Annotated in this window: 18 protein-coding genes; 8 read left to right on the plus strand and 10 right to left on the minus strand. The window is 72.0% G+C overall.

The window, feature by feature from the left end; genetic code table 11:
- Positions 1–6 precede the first annotated feature (6 nt).
- Positions 7–1,563: a Re/Si-specific NAD(P)(+) transhydrogenase subunit alpha gene (locus IE153_RS32610; RefSeq protein ID WP_189593330.1), complete on the minus strand. Its 1,557-nt coding sequence runs from the start codon at positions 1,561–1,563 to the stop codon at positions 7–9.
- A gap of 300 nt (positions 1,564–1,863) precedes the next feature.
- Between IE153_RS32610 and IE153_RS32615 the strand changes: the two genes are divergently transcribed.
- Positions 1,864–3,393 carry an MFS transporter gene (locus IE153_RS32615; protein ID WP_189593352.1) on the plus strand — a complete coding sequence of 510 codons (1,530 nt, stop codon included), beginning with the start codon at positions 1,864–1,866 and terminating at the stop codon, positions 3,391–3,393.
- An 8-nt stretch (positions 3,394–3,401) separates the two neighbouring features.
- On the opposite strand, the gene IE153_RS32620 is transcribed toward IE153_RS32615, so the two are convergent.
- Both IE153_RS32620 and IE153_RS42475 read right to left on the minus strand, forming a co-directional pair.
- Positions 3,402–3,857 carry a VOC family protein gene (locus IE153_RS32620; RefSeq protein WP_189593331.1) on the minus strand — a complete coding sequence of 152 codons (456 nt, stop codon included), beginning with the start codon at positions 3,855–3,857 and terminating at the stop codon, positions 3,402–3,404.
- A gap of 65 nt (positions 3,858–3,922) precedes the next feature.
- On the minus strand, positions 3,923–4,765 hold the full coding sequence (locus tag IE153_RS42475) for a helix-turn-helix domain-containing protein (protein ID WP_189593332.1): 843 nt from the start codon (positions 4,763–4,765) through the stop codon (positions 3,923–3,925).
- A 151-nt stretch (positions 4,766–4,916) separates the two neighbouring features.
- Between IE153_RS42475 and IE153_RS32630 the strand changes: the two genes are divergently transcribed.
- The 3 genes from IE153_RS32630 to IE153_RS32640 all read left to right on the plus strand — a co-directional run bounded on the left by IE153_RS32630 (position 4,917) and on the right by IE153_RS32640 (position 7,771).
- Positions 4,917–6,359, plus strand: a complete 1,443-nt coding sequence (locus IE153_RS32630) for a family 43 glycosylhydrolase (RefSeq protein ID WP_229829281.1) — start codon at positions 4,917–4,919, stop codon at positions 6,357–6,359.
- 61 nt (positions 6,360–6,420) lie between these two features.
- Entirely contained in the window at positions 6,421–7,347 is a 927-nt protein-coding gene (locus IE153_RS32635) for a polysaccharide pyruvyl transferase family protein (RefSeq protein WP_189593333.1), read from the plus strand.
- A gap of 103 nt (positions 7,348–7,450) precedes the next feature.
- Positions 7,451–7,771 (plus strand): DUF3040 domain-containing protein, encoded by a 321-nt coding sequence (locus tag IE153_RS32640; RefSeq protein ID WP_097221656.1) that lies wholly within the window; start codon positions 7,451–7,453, stop codon positions 7,769–7,771.
- Between the two features lie 9 nt (positions 7,772–7,780).
- Here the strand turns inward: IE153_RS32640 and IE153_RS32645 are convergent, their stop codons facing one another.
- Both IE153_RS32645 and IE153_RS32650 read right to left on the minus strand, forming a co-directional pair.
- Complete coding sequence (locus IE153_RS32645; RefSeq protein WP_189593334.1) at positions 7,781–8,365, minus strand: HAD family hydrolase; 585 nt, start codon at positions 8,363–8,365, stop codon at positions 7,781–7,783.
- The gene (locus tag IE153_RS32650) at positions 8,362–9,363 is read right to left on the minus strand and encodes a glycosyltransferase (RefSeq protein WP_189593335.1); all 1,002 of its coding nucleotides are present in this window, start codon (positions 9,361–9,363) and stop codon (positions 8,362–8,364) included. The genes IE153_RS32645 and IE153_RS32650 overlap by 4 nt, the downstream gene beginning before the upstream one ends.
- Positions 9,364–9,507: 144 nt before the next feature.
- Between IE153_RS32650 and IE153_RS32655 the strand changes: the two genes are divergently transcribed.
- Both IE153_RS32655 and IE153_RS32660 read left to right on the plus strand, forming a co-directional pair.
- Positions 9,508–10,296, plus strand: coding sequence for a polysaccharide deacetylase family protein (locus IE153_RS32655; protein ID WP_438817962.1), 789 nt, complete (start codon positions 9,508–9,510; stop codon positions 10,294–10,296).
- Positions 10,297–10,324: 28 nt separating this feature from the next.
- On the plus strand, positions 10,325–10,765 hold the full coding sequence (locus IE153_RS32660; RefSeq protein ID WP_189593336.1) for an SRPBCC family protein: 441 nt from the start codon (positions 10,325–10,327) through the stop codon (positions 10,763–10,765).
- Positions 10,766–10,798: 33 nt separating this feature from the next.
- On the opposite strand, the gene IE153_RS32665 is transcribed toward IE153_RS32660, so the two are convergent.
- The 5 genes from IE153_RS32665 to IE153_RS32685 form a co-directional block, all read right to left on the minus strand.
- Positions 10,799–11,950, minus strand: a complete 1,152-nt coding sequence (locus IE153_RS32665; protein WP_189593337.1) for an XdhC family protein — start codon at positions 11,948–11,950, stop codon at positions 10,799–10,801.
- A gap of 37 nt (positions 11,951–11,987) precedes the next feature.
- Entirely contained in the window at positions 11,988–13,445 is a 1,458-nt protein-coding gene (locus tag IE153_RS32670) for an NCS2 family permease (RefSeq protein WP_189593338.1), read from the minus strand.
- Positions 13,446–13,556: 111 nt separating this feature from the next.
- Positions 13,557–15,956 carry a xanthine dehydrogenase family protein molybdopterin-binding subunit gene (locus IE153_RS32675; protein WP_189593339.1) on the minus strand — a complete coding sequence of 800 codons (2,400 nt, stop codon included), beginning with the start codon at positions 15,954–15,956 and terminating at the stop codon, positions 13,557–13,559.
- A 2-nt stretch (positions 15,957–15,958) separates the two neighbouring features.
- Positions 15,959–16,543 carry a (2Fe-2S)-binding protein gene (locus IE153_RS32680; protein WP_189593340.1) on the minus strand — a complete coding sequence of 195 codons (585 nt, stop codon included), beginning with the start codon at positions 16,541–16,543 and terminating at the stop codon, positions 15,959–15,961.
- Positions 16,543–17,433, minus strand: coding sequence for an FAD binding domain-containing protein (locus IE153_RS32685; protein WP_031108592.1), 891 nt, complete (start codon positions 17,431–17,433; stop codon positions 16,543–16,545). Before IE153_RS32685 ends, IE153_RS32680 begins: the two co-directional genes overlap by 1 nt.
- A gap of 378 nt (positions 17,434–17,811) precedes the next feature.
- Between IE153_RS32685 and IE153_RS32690 the strand changes: the two genes are divergently transcribed.
- Together IE153_RS32690 and IE153_RS32695 are read left to right on the plus strand one after the other, a co-directional pair.
- Complete coding sequence (locus IE153_RS32690) at positions 17,812–19,485, plus strand: PucR family transcriptional regulator (RefSeq protein ID WP_189593341.1); 1,674 nt, start codon at positions 17,812–17,814, stop codon at positions 19,483–19,485.
- A gap of 165 nt (positions 19,486–19,650) precedes the next feature.
- Positions 19,651–20,418, plus strand: coding sequence for a hypothetical protein (locus tag IE153_RS32695; RefSeq protein WP_221513064.1), 768 nt, complete (start codon positions 19,651–19,653; stop codon positions 20,416–20,418).
- Positions 20,419–20,595 lie beyond the last annotated feature (177 nt).

Raw genomic sequence — 20,595 nt, forward strand, 5'->3', positions numbered from 1 at the left:
CCCTGATCAGCCCTTCGAGAACATGCCGAGCATGCGGCGGGTCACGGCGAATCCGCCGAAGATGTTGATGCTCGCCAGCAGGATCGCGGCGAACGACAGCACGGTGACGGCCGTGTCCCCGTGCCCGATCTGCAGCAGCGCGCCGACCACGACGATGCCGGAGATGGCGTTGGTGACCGACATCAGCGGGGTGTGCAGCGCGTGGTGCACATTGCCGATGACGTAGAAGCCGATCACGATCGCCAGGACGAACACCGTGAAGTGGCCGAGGAGTTCGCTCGGCGAGAGGGCCGTCACCAGGAACAGCGCGAGTGCTCCCACGCCGACCAGGGCGTAGGAGGACCAGGCCGGACGGGCGGACTTCGCCGGTGTCTCGGCAGGCGCGGGTTCCGGCTCCTTCGCCGCGACGGGGGCGGGGGCGGCGGACACCTGGACGGGGGGCGGGGGCCAGGTCTTCTCGCCCTCGCGGACCACGGTGATCGAGCGCTGCACCACGTCGTCGAAGTCGAGGACGAGCCGGCCGTCCTTGCCGGGCGTGAGCAGCTTCAGCAGGTTGACGATGTTCGTGCCGTACAACTGCGAGGCCTGGGCGGGGAGCCGGCCGGGCAGGTCGGTGTAGCCGATGATCGTCACGTCGTTGTCGGTGACGACGGCCTTCCCGGCGACCGTGCCCTCGACGTTGCCGCCCTGGGAGGCCGCCATGTCGACGATCACGCTGCCGGGCTTCATGCGCGCCACGTCCTCGGCGGTGATCAGCCTCGGCGCCGGGCGGCCCGGGATGAGCGCGGTGGTGATGATGATGTCGACGTCGGCGGCCTGCTCGGCGTACAACTGCGCGGCGAGCCGGTTGTAGTCGTCCGAGGTGGCCTTGGCGTAGCCGTCGGCGCTCACCTCCTGCTCGGCGGTCACCGTCAGGAACTCGCCGCCCAGGGACCGCACCTGCTCGGCCACTTCGGGCCGCGGGTCGGTGGCGCGGACGACGGCGCCGAGGCTGCGGGCCGCGCCGACCGCCGCGAGTCCGGCCACCCCGGCCCCGGCCACCAGCACCTTGGCGGGCGGCACCTTGCCGGCGGCGGTGACCTGGCCGGTGAAGAAGCGTCCGAAGGCGTGCGCGGCCTCGACCACGGCACGGTACCCGGCGATGTTCGCCATCGAGCTGAGGACGTCCAGGGACTGCGCGCGCGAGATCCGCGGCACGGCGTCCATGGCGAGCACGGTGATCGGACGGCGTGCCAGTTCCTCGACCAGTTCGGGGTTGAGGGCCGGGCTGATCAGCGCGATCAGCGTCGCCCCGTCGCGCAGCCGGCCGATCTCCTCGCTCGAGGGGGCGTTGACCTTCAGCAGGATGTCCGCCTGCCACGGGTCGCCGAGCCGGGCTCCGGCCTCCTCGTAGGCCGCGTCGGAGAAGCGGGACGAGGCTCCCGCTCCCGGTTCGACCGTCACGTCGTACCCGAGCGCGACGAGTCTCCCCACGGTGGCCGGCGTCGCCGCCACCCTGGTCTCGCCCGCAGTGGATTCGGCCGGTATGCCGATCCCCTGGGGTTGCGGTTCCGCTGGGACCATCGTCTGCCTCTCCCGTCGTTCGACTGCCTGTCCTCCTTGGTGCCCGCATCCTGCACGTTCGACGCGGCATCCGTGGCGGGCCGTGGTCACATGGCCGAGGAGGTCGTCCTCACACCGCCGAGGGGTTGCCGAACGGCGTGTTCGGGGGTATCAGTGTGCCGCGCGGGGCGGAAAGAGTCCTGTGATGCGACGCGACACGGCCGGGCGCAGACTGTTGTCGTGACTAGCACGCGCCCGGGGCGCGGCGAGGCCGCGACCCCTTCCCCATCCGCACCGCATCAAAGTGTCGCGCTGGCGGCGATGATGTTCGCCGTCGCCATGACCTTCATCGACCAGACCATCGTGTCGATCGCGGCTCCGGACATCGTCCGCGAACTGGGTCTGTCGTCCTCCGGCATGCAGTGGGTGGTCAACGCCTATCTGCTGGCCCTCGCCGCGTTCTTCGCCCTGGGCGGCCGTCTCGCGGACCTCTACGGGCCGCGCCGGGTCGTCGTCATCGGCACGCTGGTGTTCGTCGTGTCGTCGGTGCTGTGCGGTTGCGTCCCCGAGGGCGGCGCGGCGCAGGCCTGGCTGATCATCTTCCGTGGCACCCAGGGATTCGGGGCGGCACTGCTGTTCCCGGCGGCCCTGGCGGTGGTGGTGGCGGTGTTCCCGGTCGAGCGGCGGGGGCGTGCCCTCGCCCTCTTCTTCGGGGTCACCGGCGCGCTGACCGCCATCGGCCCGCTGCTGGGCGGCTGGCTGACGAACTGGACCTGGCGGGCCGTGTTCTGGGTCAACGTGCCCGTGGCGATCGTGGCGCTGGTCCTCACGGCGATGGCGCACATCTCCGACCGGCGGCGGTCCGGCACCCTGGACGTCCCGGGCGCGGTCCTGATCGCGGCCGGCATGGGGCTGAGCGTGCTCGGCTTCCAGCAGGCCTGGTCCTGGGGCTGGGACAGCTGGGCGACCTGGGTGTGCATCGCGGGCGGCCTGGCGGTGCTGGCCGGGTTCGTGCGCTTCGAGCGTGGGGTGGAGCATCCGCTGATCGATCTGCGGGTCTTCCGCGACAGAGCGTTCAGCGTCGACGCGCTGGTGTTGTTCTTCGCGATGCTCGCGTTCGTCCCGCTGTTCTTCTTCGCCTCCGTCTACGCCCAGGTGTCGCTGAGCGCCTCGCCGAACCAGGCGGCGCTGTTCCTGCTGTACATCTTCGTGGGCTTCGCGATCGCCTCCCAGTGGGGCGGCCGGATCCTCGACAAGAAGGGCGCCAGGCCCGCGCTGAAAATGGGCGGGGTGGTGGGCGCCGTCGGGTTCGCGCTCTGGGCGGGCGAACTCACCAACCTGACCATGCACGACCAGTGGCTCTACGCGGCGCTCGCCGGGGCCGGTATCGGTTTCATCCTGGCGCCGGCGTCGACGGACGCCGTGAACCGGGCCATCGGCACCTCCTACGGCGAGGTCACCGGCATCACCCAGACGGTGCGCAACTTCGCGGCCAGCGTGGGCATGGCGATCTACGGCACGATCCTGACGCACGTCACGACCGACAACGTCACGGGCACCCTGGAGTCCCGCGGCGTGCCCGCCGGGACGGCGCAGAGCACGGCGCGCGACGTCACCGAATCGATCACGGGCAACGGCGACGCCCGGCCGCCCACCGGCACCGGCCCCGCGGCCGAGGCGACCCGGGACGCGATGTCCGCGATCCGCATGGACTTCGCCGAAGCGAACCAGTGGGTGTTCTACGGCATGGCCATCGCCCTGGGCATCGCCTTCCTGTGCGCCCTGCGGCACCCGGGCGACAAGGTGGACGCGAACGCGAAGCTGGAGGAGCCGACCACCCAGGCCCGCTGACGCGCCCGTCAGGAGGCGAACGACTCGTCCGTGCGCTCCTGGATCTGCTGCGGCGTCAGGTCCTCGATGGTCTGCGAGATCATCCAGAGGTGGCCGAACGGGTCGGCGATGCGGCCCCCGCGCTGCCCGTAGTGCTGGTCGGCGACGGGGTACACCACCGTCGCCCCGCCCCGCAGCATTGCCTCGGCCACGGCGTCGGCGTCGGGCACGTCGAGCGCCATGATCACGGGGCTGCCGCCGAGGGACGTCGGCGCCGGGTCGGCGGTGTCGGCGTCCTTGACCGCGATCGTGGTGCCGCCCAGTCGCAGCATCGCGTGCACGATCGTGCCGTCGGGGCCGGTGTACCTCTCGATCTCCTCGGCGCCGAGGGTGTCCCGGTAGAAGTCGATCGCCCGGGCTCCGTCGGAGACCACGAGGCGGGCGTGGAGGCGGGTGACGGCCGGTGTGCCGTTTGCATGCGTCATGCCTTCAGGATCGCGGGTTTCCGGCGGCGTGGATTGTAGAAAACCGCCGGCCCGGACGGGGTCCGTCAGCCGCCGAGCGGAACGTGGTTGCGTTCGTGCGGCGAGCGCGGTGCGTACGCGGTCGGGGTGATGCCGGCGAACGCGCGGAACTCGTGGATCAGATGCGCCTGGTCGTGGTAGCCGCAGTTCGCCGCGAGGAGCGCCCAGTCCGGTGGCCCGTGCCCGGCGTTCACGTGCCCCAGCAGCCGTTGGAAGCGCCGGATGCGCGCGTACCGCTTGGGCGGGAATCCCAGGTGCTCGGTGCAGCCGCGGGCCAGCCGTCTCGCGGTCCAGCCGAGCCGGTCGGCGACCTCGCCCACGGGGGTGCCCTTGTCGAGCAGCGCCGCGGCGAGCCGTACCGCCGGGTCCGGCTCCAGCGGGCGCCGCGCCCGGTCCGTCAGGGCCGTCTCCAGTACCCGGAGTCCGGCCCGGGGGCCACCGGCTGCCACGGCTTCGAGCAGTCGCTCGCGCAGCACCGCGCCGTCCGTGCCCCACAGGTCGTCGAGGCCGACGAGCTGGTCGCGGACCTCGGAGACGGGGGCGTCGAGGAAGGGGTGGACACCCGCGGGCCGGAACGCCACCCACAGGACGGCTTGTTGCTGCGCCGGGTCGATCACGGCCGGCTCCGAGTACGGCCCGTGCAGGGCGGCGCCCCCGGTACGCCGATGGGCGCCCTTCAACGGCGACGAGGACAGGGCGTCCCCGTCCAGGTTCACCAGCAGCTGCGCCCCGCCGGTGGGCAGGGCCAGCTCGGCGGAGTGCGCGAACCGCCCCTCGACATAGCCCATCGCACCGATCGCCGCCCCGAGCGCGGGCACCGAGGGCCGCATCGTCAGGGCGACGGGCGACTCCCCCGCCGTACGAGCCATACGGCCAGCCTACGACCGCGCACCGCAGCGGCAGCCACATCGCTCCTCCGGCCTGTACGAACCGTTGACGACGGTAGGAGCCCCCCTTATCTTCTGACCCACTCACGATCGAATCCACGAACCACGTTCGAAATAACGGACAGGAATTCCCTTGAGACGTATGGCCGTACGGCTGCTCCTGGCCGTCCTCGTGACCCTCGCGACCTGTCTGGCGGGCGCGCCCGCGCAGGCCGCCGCGCCCGACTCCCCCGCCGTCACCCACACCAACCCGATCGCGGAGAAGCGGGCCGACCCGCACATCGTCAAACACACCGACGGCTACTACTACTTCACCGCGACCGTCCCCGAGTACGACCGCATCGTGCTGCGCCGGGCGACCACCATCCAGGGGCTGAAGTCGGCCCCCGAGACGACCATCTGGACCAAGCACGCCAGCGGTGCGATGGGCGCCCACATCTGGGCGCCGGAGATCCACTTCATCGACGGCAAGTGGTACGTGTACTTCGCGGCCGGCGCCACCGACGACGTGTGGGCGATCCGGATGTACGTCCTGGAGGGCACGGGCGCCAACCCGCTCACCGCCGCCTGGACCGAGAAGGGGCAGATCAGGACCCAGTGGGAGAGCTTCTCCCTGGACGCCACGACGTTCGTCGTGAACGGCGTGCGCTATCTGGCCTGGGCGCAGCGCGACCCGTCGGTGAACAACAACACCGACGTCTACCTCGCGAAGATGGCCAACCCCTGGACCATCACCGGCACTCCGGTGATGCTGTCGCGGCCCACCCACTCCTGGGAGACCGTGGGCTACAAGGTCAACGAGGGCCCGGCCGTCATCCAGCACGGCGGCAAGGTGTTCCTGACGTACTCCGCGAGCGCCACCGACGCCAACTACTGCCTGGGCATGCTCACCGCCTCCGCGAGCGCGAACCTGCTCAGCCAGGCGTCGTGGAGCAAGAGCGCCACCCCGGTCTTCACGAGCAGCGCTGCGACCAGCCAGTACGGTCCGGGGCACAACTCCTTCACCGTCTCCGAGGACGGAAAGAGCGACATCCTCGTCTACCACGACCGCGGCTACAAGGACATCAGCGGCGACCCGCTCGACGACCCCAACCGCCGCACCCGCGTGCAGAAGGTCTACTGGAACGCCGACGGCACCCCGAACTTCGGGATCCCCGTGGCGGACGGGGTCACCCCGCAGCGCTTCTCCTCGTACAACTTCCCGGACCGCTTCGTGCGCCACTACGACTACCGGGCACGGATCGAGGCCGGCGTCACCAAGCTCGCCGACTCGCAGTTCCGCGTAGTGCCGGGCCTCGCCGGCAGCGGGACCGTCTCCCTGGAGTCGGCCAACTTCCCCGGCTACTACCTGCGGCACAAGAACTTCGAGGTGTGGCTGGAGAAGAACGACGGCAGCACGCGGTTCGCGTCCGACGCGACCTTCCGGCAGCGCGCCGGACTCGCGGACCCGGCCGGTGTGTCGTACGAGTCCTCCAACTACCCGGGGCGATACGTCCGCCACTGGGAGTACCTGCTGGACGTGCAGGCGGTGAGCACCGCGACCGACCGGGCGGACGCCACCTTCCACGCCCAGTGACGGCACGGTAAATGCGCGTAATGCCCTGAATGTCTTGCCGAGGGACGGGCACTCAGGGCATGTGCACACACAAGAGGGCAAGCGACCGCGCAGGGTGCTGCTCACCGGCTGGTTCAGCTTCCGGGACAGGGAGGCGACCGCCGGTGACGTGCTGGCCCTGCGCCGGGTGGAGGACGTCATGCGGGGGACGGGCATCCCCTACGACGTCGCCTGGAGTCCCCGTTTCCGTCCGGAGGCGCTGCATCTGGACCGGCTCTGGCCCGAGGACTACACCCACCTGGTGTTCGTGTGCGGCCCGCTGCACGGGCCGCAGGTGGAGGAGCTGCACCGGCGGTTCGCGCACTGCGTGCGGATCGCCGTCGGCACCTCCGTGATCGACCCCGGCAGCTCGGCGGTGACCGGCTTCCACCGGGTGCTGCCCCGGGACGGGCCGGACAGCGAGCCGGTGGAGGACCTCGCGGCCCGCGCCCCGGACGTACCGGCGCGGCCCGTCGTCGGGGTGATCCTCGCGCACGGGCAGCACGAGTACGGGCAGCTGCGTCGGCACGGGCAGGTCGCCGAGGAGGTGACGCGCTGGCTGGCCGCGAAGGACTGCGGCCGCCTGGAGCTGGAGACCCGGCTGGACACGCACGACTGGCACCTGAGCGCGACGCCCGCACAGCTGCAGTCCGTGCTGGCCCGGCTGGACCTCGTCGTCACCGACCGGCTGCACGGGCTGGTGATCGCGCTGCGGGTCGGCACACCCGTGCTGGCCGTCGACCCGGTCGCGGGCGGTGCCAAGCTGACCGCGCAGGCCCGTGCCTGCGGCTGGCCGGCGCTGGTGCCCGCCGAGCGGCTGGACGTGCGCCAGTTGGACCGCTGGTGGGACTGGTGCCTGACCGGCGGACGGGTGGCCGCGCGGCAGATCCGCGACGGGTTCCGCGAGGGCACCGTGCCGGACAGCGCGGACCGGCTCGTCGAGGCGCTGGCACGGCCCGTGCCCGGTTAGCGCGGGGGCCCCACGGGGCACCCGCTTGTACGTCCCCGCCGTACTTCCCCCGCCGCACGTCCCCCTGAAGGAGAGACGGTCCGGCTGCCCGGAAGGAGAGAGCGTGTCCATCGGCAGACTTCCCGAGAACGAGCAGCGCATCCTCGACGAGATGGAACGCGCGCTGCGCCGCGACCGCCGCCTCGACCGCAAGCTGCGCACCCACCGGGTGAGCCGCCGCCCCGACCCCGCCCGCGTCCTGGCCCGTCTGGCCGCCTACCGACCCCGCGTCTGGACCGTGGCGGTCCTGGTCGCGGTGTCGGCCGGGCTGATGGTGGCCGGGATCGTCACGTCCGAGCCGGGGGTGATCTGGGCGTTCGCCGCGATATGGCCCCTGACGATGTTCGCCTCCTTCCGGCTGATGTGCCGGTGGTGCGGAAGCTGAGCCACCCCTTCACTCCGGGTCGGCCGTGAACGCCTCCCGGATGGGGCGTTCGTCGGCGAGGACACGGCCCTTCGGCGGTCCGTCCAGCACCGCGCGGACGGCGGTGAGCAGGTCCGGGGCGACGTGGTCGGCCCGGGCGGTCTCCGCGGGGCGGGTGTGCCCGTTCGGGACGAGGATGCCGTGGGCGCCCGCACGGCGCGCGGCCTCGGCGCCGGCGGCGGTGGAGCCGACCACGACGAGTTCGGCGGGCCCGGTGCAGATCCGCCCGCCCGCCCAGAGCAGCATGCCGGGCTGCGGCCGGCGGCAGTGGCACCCGTCGTCGGGGCCGTGCGGGCAGACGGCGAACACGTCGAAGGGGCCGAGGAGTTCGTCGACGCGGTGGTTGACACGGCGGACGTCGGCGTCGGTGAGCAGTCCGCCCGCGACGCCGGGCTGTTCGGTGACGACGCCGGTGCGGATGCCGCGCCCGCGCAGCAGGCCGAGCGCCTCGCGGGCCCCCTCGACGGGACGTACGCGGCCGGGGTCGGCGTTGTTCGGGACGTTCTCGACGAGCGTGCCGTCGCGGTCGAACAGCACGGTCTTCACCGGGCTCACGGGGTTGCCTCCTCCTGCCAGGCGGGGGTGTGACGGTGGCGCCAGGCACCCGCCAGCCGGTGCCAGGTCGCGGTGGGCGGGATGAGCACGCTGGTCGCGAGCATCGTCGTCACCTCATGGCGGGTGCGCGGGCCGGGGGCGATGCGGGCGCGGGCGAACTCCGCCGTGCCGGCCGCCCAGCCGAGCGCGCAGGCCGTCGCGGCCCGGCCGTGACCGGTGGCGGCGAGGGCGCAGGCGGCGACCCCGGCGGTCGTGATGGCCGCGTGGGAGCGGATCCGTCCGCGGGGCGCGACGGCCTTGTCCCACCAGTCGGGGCCGTGCAGATGCCGCATGAGGGCGTCGTCGGCGTTGCCGCGCTGCTGGCGCACGGACGCCCAGCGGGAGGCTGAGCGCACGGGGTGGCGGGTGGTGCGGCGGCCCTGCCGGATGCGCCAGCCCGAGTCGAGGACGCGCAGCGCGAGGTCGGCGTCCTCCCGGAAGGGGCGCCGGAAGCGTTCGTCGAAGCCGCCGACCTGCTTGAGGACCTCCGTGCGGTAGGCCATGTCGGCGGTGACCCAGTGGCCGCGGACGAGTCCGGCGGTGCCGCGTTCCCAGTCGGTGGGCCGGCGTTCACCGGGCAGCGGCACGGCGAGGACGCCCTGGACACCGGCGGTGTCGTGGGACGCCTCGGCGAGGTCCTCGGCCAGCTGCTCGCACCAGCGGGCGCCCACCTGGACGTCGTCGTCGAGGAACACGGTCCACGGCGTGTGCACGGCGCGCAGCCCGGTGTTGCGGGCAGCGGCGGGCCCACGACCGCCGCCGCCCAGCACGGTGGTCCGCTCCCGCAGGTCACCGAGGACGCTCAACGGATGCCGCAACGGGCCGGGTTCGCGCTCGGCCCGGTCGTCGACGAGGACGATCTCCTCGGGGCGCGGTCCGGTCGCGGCGGCGAGCGCGGCGAGACAGTCGGCGAGGGTGTCCGAGGCGAGGGTGGGGATCACTACGGCGTACGGGGTCATACGGGCGGCCCTCCCTCCGGCGGCACAGGCGAAATACCGTGCTGGCGAGTGCCGCGGCAGGGCTCCCTCAAACACCGGGCCAGGCCGTCAGGGAACACCTCGTGACTATAAACCGCGCGTATACACGCGATGTATAGTCCCGGCATGCCTTCTCTGACCCAGAAGATGAAGAAAACGGGGACCGCGTTCCGAACGGCCGGAACGCTCGCGGCGACCGCCGCCCTCACCCTCGCCCTGAGCGGCTGCACGGGGGCCGACACCACGGCCCCCAGCACCGTACGGGCCCGCCCGGCCACGGACATCGAGACGGTCCGCTTCGGCGCCGCCGACTGCCGCGAGGTCAAGTGCATCGCGCTCACCTTCGACGCAGGGCCGAGCGAGCACTCCGCGCGGCTGCTGGACATCCTGAAGGAGAAACAGGTCCCGGCGACCTTCTTCCTGCTCGGCAAGCGGCACATCGAGAAGTACCCGGAGCTGGTGCGGCGGATGGCCGACGAGGGCCACGAAGTGGCCAGCCACACCTGGGACCACAAGATCCTGACCCGGCTCGAGCCCGAGGAGATACGCGAGGAGCTGGAACGCCCCAACGTGGAGATAGAGCGCCTCACCGGCCGGCGCCCGACCCTGATGCGCCCGCCGCAGGGCCGCACCGACGACACCGTGCACGCCATCAGCCGCGAACTGGGCCTCTCCGAGGTGCTGTGGAGCGTGACGGCCAAGGACTACCGGACGACCGACTCCGATCTCATCACCCGCCGGGTCCTCGCCCAGTCCTCCCGGGACGGGATCATCCTCCTCCACGACCTCTACGACGGAACGGTGCCTGCGGTGCCGGGGATCATCGACGCGCTGAAGGAACGCGGCTACGTCTTCGTCACGGTGCCCCAGCTGCTCGCGCCGGGGAAGGCGGAGCCGGGCGAGGTGTACCGATAACTCCCCGCCGGTTCCCTACGATCGGGGGGTGGCGAACTTCCTGCTCGAACGCACCGTCCCGCTCCCTCTCGACGAGGCGTGGCGGCGGATCACACGGTGGCCGGGGCACGGCGAGGCGGTCCCGTTGACGGTGGTCAGGGTGGAGCCGCCCGGCCCGACGCGTGAGGGGTCGCGCGTCGTGGCCCGCTCGGGCGCCGGGCCGCTGGTCTTCGACGACCCGATGGAGGTCACGGTGTGGCAGCCGCCGGAGGACGGGACCGCGGGGGTGTGCCGACTGGAGAAGCGGGGCCGTGTGGTGCTCGGGTGGGCCGAACTCGAAGTACGGCCGGGGCCGGGGGGCCGTACGCGGGTGATCTGGCGGGAGGAGATCCGGATCCGGTTCCTGCCGTCGCTCTTCGACGGCGTGGTGCGGCGCTCGTCGCGGTACGTGTTCGGCCGGGCCCTGAACCGCCTGCTCAGACAGCCCTGACGAGCCGCCGCCGCTGGGTCGGTTCCCGGGAGCTCAGGCCACCGACCCGATCCGTCCGACCGCCTTCGACTCCGGCTCGTGGTGGATCGGCGTGTGCGCCCCGGTCAGCGAGACCCCGCTGCCGCCGCGCTTCCCGGCGACGATCTCCGACGCGATCGACAGGGCCGTCTCCTCGGGCGTCCGGGCCCCGAGGTCCAGGCCGATCGGCGAGCGCAGTCGACTCAACTCCAGTTCGGTGACGCCCACTTCACGCAGGCGGGCGTTGCGGTCCAGGTGGGTGCGCCGGGAGCCCATGGCACCGACGTACGCCACCGGCAGGCGCAGCGCCAGCCGCAGCAGGGGCACGTCGAACTTGGCGTCGTGGGTGAGGACACACAGCACCGTACGGGTGTCGACGTCCGTGCTCTCCAGGTAGCGGTGGGGCCACTCGACGACGATCTCGTCGGCGTCCGGGAAGCGTGTCCGGGTCGCGAAGACGGGCCGGGCGTCGCACACGGTGACGTGGTAGCCGAGGAACTTGCCCATGCGGACCAGGGCGGAGGCGAAGTCGATCGCCCCGAAGACGATCATCCGGGGTGCCGGTACCGAGGATTCGACCAGGATCGTGAGGGGCGTCCCGCAGCGAGAGCCCTGCTCGCCGATCTCCAGGGTGCCGGTGCGCCCGGCGTCCAGGAAGGCGCCGGCCTCGGCGGCGACCGTGCGGTCCAGTTCCGGGTGGGCGCCGAAGCCGCCTTCGCGGGAGCCGTCGGGGCGGACCACGAGGGCCCGGCCCGTCAGTTCGCGCGGGCCCGACACGATCCGCGCCACCGCCGCCGCCTCCCCTAGTGCGGCGGCGGTGAGCGCGGTCCTGACCACCGGGCGGACCGGATCGGCGGCCCGTACCGGCGTGACCAGGATGTCGATGACGCCGCCGCAGGTCAGGCCCACGGCAAAAGCGTCGTCGTCGCTGTACCCGAAGCGCTCCAGGACAGTTTCGCCGTCCCGCAGCGCCTGTTCGCACAGTTCGTAGACCGCGCCCTCGACGCAGCCGCCGGAGACCGAGCCGATCGCCGTGCCCTCGGTGTCCACCGCGAGCGCGGCGCCGGGTTGGCGGGGCGCGCTGCCGCCGACGGCCACCACGGTGGCCACGGCGAAGTCACGGCCCTGCTCGACCCACCGGTTCAGCTCCTCGGCGATGTCCAGCATCTGTCTCGGTCTCCTTGGGGTTGCGGCGGACGGGGCGTCAGTGGACGCCCAGCCAGCTCTCGATCGGGTTGAGGGCGAAGTAGACGACGAACACCGCCGTGAGGATCCACATGAAGGCGCCGATCTCGCGCCACTTGCCCTGGGCGGTCTTGATGGCGACGTAGGAGATGACGCCCGCGGCGACACCGGTGGTGATGGTGTACGTGAACGGCATCAGCACGACCGTCAAAAACACCGGGATGGCGGTGGCCCGGTCGGCCCAGTCCACGTGCCGGGCGTTCATCAGCATCATGGCGCCGATGACGACCAGGGCGGCGGCCGCGACCTCCGACGGCACGATCGCCGTGAGCGGGGTGAAGAACAGGCAGGCCGCGAAGAACAGGCCCGTGACCACGGAGGCGAGGCCCGTGCGGGCGCCCTCGCCGACCCCGGTGGCCGACTCGATGAACACCGTCTGGCCGGAACCGCCGGACACGCCTCCGATCGCGCCGCCGGCCCCGTCGATGAACAGCGCCTTGGACAGGCCCGGCATGCGGCCCTTGCCGTCGGCGAGCTCGGCCTCGGTGCCGACGCCGATGATGGTGGCCATCGCGTCGAAGAACCCGGCGAGCACCAGCGTGAAGACGATCATCCCGACCGTCATCGCGCCGACCTCGCCCCAGCCGCCGAACCGCACGTCCCCGAAGAGCGAGAAGTCGGGCATGGACACCGCGCTGCCGTGCAGTTCGGGTGCGCCACCCGACCACTGCCTGGGATCGATGACGCCCGCCGCGTTCAGGATCGCCGCGACGACCGTGCCGCCGACGATGCCGATGAGGATGGCGCCCGGGACGTTCCGGGCCTGGAGCATGAAGATCAGCAGCAGGGTTCCGGCGAACAGCAGCACGGGCCAGCCGGCCAGTTCGCCCGCCGGGCCGAGTGCGAGGGGCGTGGCCTTGCCCTGGTGCACGAAGCCCGACTTGTAGAAACCGATGAGGGCGATGAACAGGCCGATGCCCATGGTGATGCCGTGCTTGAGCGCGAGCGGGATCGCGTTCATGATCATCTCGCGCAGGCCGGTGACGACCAGCAGCATGATGATCACGCCGTACATCACGCACATGCCCATCGCCTGCGGCCAGGTCATCTCGGGCGCGACCTGGGAGGCGAGGACCCCGGAGACCGAGAGGCCGGCGGCGAGGGCCAGGGGCACCTTGCCGACGAAGCCCATCAGCAGGGTGGTGAAGGCCGCCGCGAACGCGGTCGCGGTGATCAGGGCCGGCTGGGCGAGGGTGGCCCCGGCCGCGTCCTTGCCGGACAGGATCAGGGGGTTGAGCAGGAGGATGTACGCCATCGCCATGAAGGTCGTGATGCCGCCGCGCACTTCACGGGCGACCGTGGACCCTCTGTGGGATATGTGGAAGTACCGGTCGAGCCAGGACCGTCCGGCCGGGACGCGGGTGCCTTCACCCGCGTCGTCGGCCGTGGCCCTCGGCTCCAGTGATTGCTGGGTCATGGGGTGCCGTCTCCCAAGTTTCAAAGGGGGTTGGGATGTTCACGACCCGGGGGACGGCCCGAGACGAACAAGGGACCCTGGGGGACGAAGCCCCCAGGGGGACGTGACTGCTCAGCCCTCGGAGAGCTGTGTGCCCGTCAGGTGCTCGGGCCTCACCGGAGTCCGGTTCAGCTCGAGCCCGGTCGCGTTCCGGATCGCCGCGAGGACGGCCGGGGTCGACGACAGGGTCGGTGCCTCGCCGATGCCGCGCAGCCCGTACGGGGCGTGCTCGTCGGCGAGTTCGAGGACGTCGACCGGGATGGTCGGCGTGTCGAGGATGGTCGGGATCAGGTAGTCGGTGAAGGAGGGGTTCTTGACCTTCGCCGTCTTCGGGTCGACGACGATCTCCTCCATGACGGCCACGCCCAGACCCTGTGTGGTGCCGCCCTGGATCTGGCCGAGCACCGACAGCGGGTTGAGGGCCTTGCCGACGTCCTGGGCGCAGGCCAGCTCGATGACCTTGACCAGGCCGAGCTCGGTGTCGACCTCGACGACGGCGCGGTGCGCGGCGAAGGAGTACTGCACGTGCCCGTTGCCCTGGCCGGTGCGCAGGTCGAAGGGCTCGGTCGGCCGGTGCCGCCACTCCGCCTCGACCTCGACGGCCTCGCCCTCCAGCACGTCGGCCAGGTCGGAGAGGACCTCGCCGCCGTCGGTGACGACCTTGCCGCCCTCCAGGAGCAGTTCGGCCGTCGCCCAGGCCGGGTGGTAGGAGCCGAACTTGCGGCGCCCGATCTCCAGGACCTTCTCGCGGACCAGCTCGCAGGAGTTCTTCACCGCGCCGCCGGTGACGTAGGTCTGCCGGGAGGCCGACGTCGAACCGGCGCTGCCCACCTGGGTGTCGGCCGGGTGGATGGTCACCTGCGTGACGCCCAGCTCGGTGCGGGCGATCTGCGCGTGGACGGTGACACCGCCCTGGCCGACCTCCGCCATGGCCGTGTGGACCGTGGCCACCGGTTCCCCGTTGAGGACCTCCATACGGACCTTGGCGGTGGAGTAGTCGTCGAACCCCTCGGAGAAGCCGACGTTCTTGATGCCGACCGCGTAGCCGACCCCGCGTACGACGCCCTCGCCGTGCGTGGTGTTGGACAGACCCCCCGGCAGCTGCCGTACGTCGGCGCCCTCGCTGGACTCCCACTGGCGCTCCGGCGGCATCGGCATCGCCTTGACGCGGCGCAGCAGTTCGGCGACGGGGGCCGGGGAGTCGACGGGCTGCCCGGTCGGCAGGAGCGTGCCCTGCTCCATGGCGTTGAGCCGGCGGAACTCCACCGGGTCCATGCCGAGCTTCACGGCGAGTTTGTCCATCTGCGCCTCGTAGGCGAAGCACGCCTGGACCGCGCCGAAGCCGCGCATCGCGCCGCAGGGCGGGTTGTTGGTGTAGAGGGCGATGGCCTCGATGTCCACGTCCTCGACCACGTACGGGCCGACGGACAGGGAGGAGGCGTTGCCGACGACCGCCGGGGAGGCGGAGGCGTAGGCGCCGCCGTCCAGGACGATCCGGGCCTTCAGGTGGGTGAGCTTGCCGTCCTTGGTGGCCCCGTGCTCGTAGTACAGCTTCGCGGGGTGGCGGTGAACGTGCCCGAAGAACGACTCGAACCGGTTGTAGACGATCTTGACGGGCTTGCCCGTCCGCAGGGCCAGCAGGCAGGCGTGGATCTGCATCGACAGGTCCTCGCGGCCGCCGAACGCGCCGCCGACGCCGGAGAGCGTCATCCGCACCTTGTCCTCGGGCAGGCCGAGCACGGGCGCGATCTGGCGCAGGTCGCTGTGCAGCCACTGGGTGGCGATGTAGAGGTGGACGCCGCCGTCCTCCTCCGGCACGGCGAGACCGGACTCGGGGCCGAGGAAGGCCTGGTCCTGCATGCCGAAGGTGTACTCGCCCTCGACGATGACGTCCGCCCGCTCCCGGGCGGCCGTGACGTCGCCGCGGACGATCGGCTGGCGGTGCACGATGTTGGGGTGCGGGACGTGACCGGCGTGGTGGTCGTCGCGGTTCTCGTGGACGAGAAGCGCGTCCGGGGCGGTCGCGGAGGCCTCGTCGGTGATGACGGGCAGTTCGCGGTAGTCGACCTTGATCTTCGCGGCGGCCCGGCGCGCGGTCTCCGGGTGGTCGGCGGCGACGAGGGCGACCGGCTCGCCGTGGTGACGGACCTTGCCGTGGGCGAGGACCGGGGTGTCCTGGATCTCCAGCCCGTAGTTCTTCACGTCGGTGGGCAGGTCGTCGTACGTGAGCACGGCGTAGACGCCCGGCATGGCCAGGGCCTCGCCCGTGTCGATGGACACGATCTCGGCGTGCGCGACGGTCGAGCGGAGGATCTGCCCCCACAGCATGTCCTCGTGCCACATGTCGGACGAGTACGCGAACTCGCCGGTGACCTTGAGGGTGCCGTCGGGGCGGAGCGTGGACTCGCCGATGCCGCCCTTGGTCTGGGAGCCCTGGGTGATCTTCGTGGGGGTTCCACTGGGGGAAGCCATGATCAGACCGCCTCTGACTGCCGGGCGGCCGCGAGGCGGACCGCGTCCATGATCTTCTCGTAGCCGGTGCAGCGGCACAGGTTGCCCGACAGCGCCTCGCGGATGTCCGCGTCGCTCGGCGTCGGGTTGCGCTCCAGCATCTCGTCGGCCGCGACCAGCAGGCCGGGGGTGCAGAAGCCGCACTGGACGGCGCCGGCGTCGATGAACGCCTGCTGGATCGTGGACAGCTCGGTGCCCTCGCCGGTGTGCGAGTCGGTGCCCTTGGCCTCCCACTGCTGGGCGTTCTGCAGCGTGGTGCCGCAGGCCCCGGACGCACAGCCGCCGCCCTCGGCGCGCTGCTTGGCGAAGTCGGCGAGCCCCTCGACGGTGACGACCTCGCGGCCCTCCACCTGCCCGGCGGCGACCAGGCACGAGCACACCGGCACACCGTCCAGCCGGACCGTGCACGAGCCGCACTCGCCCTGCTCGCAGGCGTTCTTCGACCCGGGAAGGCCCATGCGCTCCCTCAGCACGTACAGCAGGGACTCGCCCTCCCACACGTCGTCGGCTTCCTGCGGACGGCCGTTGACCGTGAAGTTGACACGCATCACGCAGCTCCCTCGGTGAGGCGGCGGGTGCCGCGGTAGGACTCCCAGGTCCAGGTCAGCGTGCGGCGGGCCATGACGCCGACCGCGTGGCGGCGGTAGCTCGCGGTGCCCCGGACGTCGTCGATCGGGTTGCAGGCGGCGGAGCACAGGTCCGCGAACTGCTTGGCGACCGACGGGGTGATGATCTGCCCGTTGTCCCAGAAGCCGCCCTCCTCCAGCGCGGCGTTCAGGAACTCCTCGGCGGCCTTGGCCCGAACGGGCGTAGGAGCGGCCGAACCGATGCCGGTCCGCACGGTCCGCGTCTCGGGGTGCAGCGCGAGCCCGAAGGCACACACGGCGATGACCATCGCGTTCCTGGTGCCCACCTTGGAGAACTGCTGCGGCCCGTCCGCCTTCTTCACGTGCACCGCGCGGATCAGCTCGTCGGCCGCCAGCGCGTTGCGCTTCACGCCGGTGTAGAACGCGTCGATCGGGATGCGGCGCGAGCCGCGCACCGACTCGACCTCCACCTCGGCGCCCGCGGCGAGCAGGGCGGGGTGGGCGTCACCGGCCGGGGAGGCGGTGCCGAGGTTGCCGCCGACACCACCGCGGTTGCGGATCTGCGGGGAGGCGACCGTGTGCGAGGCGAGGGCGAGACCCGGCAGCTCGCCGCGCAGGTTCTCCATGATCTTCGTGTACGGCACGGAGGCACCCAGCCGCACGCTGTCCTCGCCGACCTCCCACTCGGAGAGGTCGCCGATGCGGTTCAGGTCCAAGAGGTACTCGGGCCGACGGTGGTCGAAGTTGATCTCGACCATCACGTCGGTGCCACCCGCAATCGGCACAGCTGTGGGGTGCTCGGCTTTCGCGGCGAGCGCCTCCTCCCAGCTGGCGGGGCGAAGGAAGTCCATGACCGGCTCTCTTCTTCGTCTTCTCGTGGGGCGTTCAGATTGAGCCAATCCGTGTGCGGCGGTCCCGGCTCGTTCATGTGCTGTTAACGCGTAGTGACCTCAGTACACAGCGCACTGCGCCAAGCGAGTCAGTCACGGAAACCATGAAGGAGTTGGCTGGCCAGGACAGGCATCTTGTAGATTCGTATGAACGGAGGTCCTCAGAAACCTCCTCGTTCTCCTGTGGAAACGCGCGACACAGCCGCGTGACCTGGGACACAGCCGGGACACCGTCCGGAGGCCGGCGAGCATCGCTCACCAGGCCACCGAACAGGCGTTCCCCGCATATCCCTCCAAGATCCACCATTGAATTCGAGACAAAGAACGGCGGCGACGAGAATGCGGCTGCGCGCACTGCTGGACACCGACGCGCTGGGCCTCAAGCTGCTCGGCGGCGAGGACGAGCTGGACCGCACCGTGCGGGGTGTGATGACCACCGACCTGCGCGACCCCAGCCGCTACCTCGCGGGCGGTGAACTGGTGCTCACGGGCCTGGCCTGGCGCCGGGACGCCGACGACTCGGAGCCGTTCGTCCGGATCCTGGTGCAGGCGGGCGTGACGGCCCTCGCCGCGGGCGAGGCCGAGCTCGGGGACGTCCCCGAGGACCTGGTCGTGGCCTGCGCCCGGCATCGCCTGCCGCTCTTCGCGGTGCACGAGTCGGTGGCGTTCGCGACCATCACCGAGCACGTCGTACGGCAGGTGTCCGGCGAGCGCGCCGGCGATCTCGCGGCGGTCGTCGACCGCCACCGCCGGATGATGACCTCGGGGCCCGCGGGCGGCGGCCCCGACGTGGTCCTGGACCTGCTGGGCACGGACCTGGACCTGCGGGCCTGGGTCCTCTCCCCCACCGGCCGCCCGATCGCCGGCTCGAAGGCGGCGGGACCCGCCCTGCCGGCCGAGGCGTGCGCCCGGCTCGCCGGGGAGCACCTGGCCGCCACCCGCACGGGCCGCCGCGGCCCCCACCGCGTCGCCCTGGGCACCACGACGTACTCCCTGTTCCCGGTCCGCTCCACGGGCCGCTCCCCGCAGCCGGCCCGGGACGTCCGCGAGACCATCCTGTCGGACTGGCTGCTGGCAGTGGAGGCGGACGCCGGGGACTGGCCCGAGGAGCGCCTGGACCTGCTCTACGGCGTCACCCAACTGATCGCGGTCGAGCGGGACCGCCGCGACGCGGCCCGCACGGTCCGCCGCCGCCTGGCCCAGGAGGTCCTGGAACTGGTGCAGACGGGCGCGGCACCCGCCGAGATCGCCGCCCGGCTGCGCGTGGCCGCGCCGGTACTGCTGCCCGGCCTGGGCGCCGCGCCGCACTGGCAGGTCGTGGTGGCCCGCGTCGACTGGGACGGCGAGGAGATCGAGGGCGGCCCGGTGGCGCAGGCCCTGCTGGAGGAGGTCCTCGTCGACCCCGCGGTCGCCGGGCCGGAGCACTCCGACCGCATCGCCGTGGCCCACACGGGCGGCGAGGCCATCGCCCTGGTCCCCCTCCCGGCCGTCTCCGCCGAGCACGACGGCTCGGAGACGGGCGTCCTCGCGGACGCGCTCCTGGCGTCGGTACGGGAGCCCCTCACGGCCGGCCTGAACGACGACGGCCGCCTCACCCTCGGCGTCAGCGCGGCCGTCCACTCGGCGGAGGGCCTGCGGGGCGCGCTGGAGGAGGCCCGCCACGCCCGGCGCGTCGCCGCGGCCCGCCCCGGCCGGGTCTGCGCGGCCGGCCACCAGGAACTGGCCTCGCACGTCCTGCTGCTGCCCTTCGTCCCGGACGACGTCCGCCGGGCCTTCACGGCCCGGCTCCTGGACCCCCTGCGCGACTACGACCGCCGCCACCGCGCCGAGCTGATCCCCACCCTGGAGGCCTTCCTCGACTGCGACGGCTCCTGGACCCGCTGCGCCACCCGTCTGCACCTGCACGTCAACACGCTGCGCTACCGGGTCGGCCGGATCGAGCAGTTGACGAGTCGTGATCTGTCGCGGCTCGAGGACAAGCTGGATTTCTTCCTGGCACTGCGGATGAGCTGATACGTGGGGTGTCCCGGCGGCAAACCCGGGGCACCCCCGAGTCCCACGACTTTGTGAAATCCTTCACCCACCCCCTTGGCCCGGCCCGCCGATTCGTGCTGAGATGCCGCCACCACTCAACAGCTCGATGGCGTGCTCGGGGAGGGCAACGTGGCGCATACCGCCATGTCTGGTAACGGAACGACCGCCGGTGACGATCCCCTCCAGACCGCGGTATGGCGGCTGCGCTCCCGCGGGTGCTGGGCCGATGCGGCCGCCCTGCTGCTGCCGGCCACACCGGCGGCGGCGCTCCAACGCGCGTCGCTGCTGGTGGAACGGTGTCTGTACACCGAGCAGGGCTGGGAAGAGGCCGAGGACGCGCTGCGCACGGCCGAGGCGATGGCCCACAGCGACGACGAACGCGGCGCGGCCGCTTGTGAACGCGGGTACTTGGCCTACGCGGCGACGCTGCTCGCGGTGCGGGACCGGGCCGACGAGGCGCGGGCCGCGCTCGGGCGGGCGGCGGCGCTGGTCCCTCCGGGGGCTCCGGCGCGGGCTCTGCTGGACTTCCGTCGCGGGCTCCTGGCGGAGAACCTGACGAGCGCGCCGCAGGCCGCGCGGGCCGCGTACCGCCGGGCCCACGCGGGCGCGACGGCGCACTCCGACCCGCTGCTGCTGTCCTTCACGTGGCGTCACCTCGCGGGACTCGCCCTGCGGGAGGGGGAGTTGGCGGAGGCGCGGCACGGTTTCGCGGAGTCGCTGCGGATCCGGGAGGAGCTGGGCTATCTGGTGGGCACGGCCCCCGCGTTGGTGTCCCTGGCCGACACCGAGACGGAGCCGGAGGCGTCCCGGCTGCGGGAGGAGGCCCGCCGCTTGTTCCGCCTGCTCGGGGGCGTACCGACGTGGCTGTCCCGCCAGTTGGCTCCGCCGGTCCCGCCGGCTGCGACGGCTTGACACTCGGCGCCGGGGCTGGGGGCGGGTGGGTCCGCAGCCCGGCGTAGCGGGGTGCCGCTGCGCCCACCCTCCCCCAAGCTCTCGGCTCCGCTCGAGCAGGGGGGACCCCCATCGCCCCTAGCTGTATTGACCTGAAGCGTTGTTCACACGGCTGATCGGTGGGTGGCCGCCGAGTGC

The sequence above is a fragment of the Streptomyces massasporeus genome (assembly GCF_014648995.1).
Taxonomy (GTDB): domain Bacteria; phylum Actinomycetota; class Actinomycetes; order Streptomycetales; family Streptomycetaceae; genus Streptomyces; species Streptomyces massasporeus.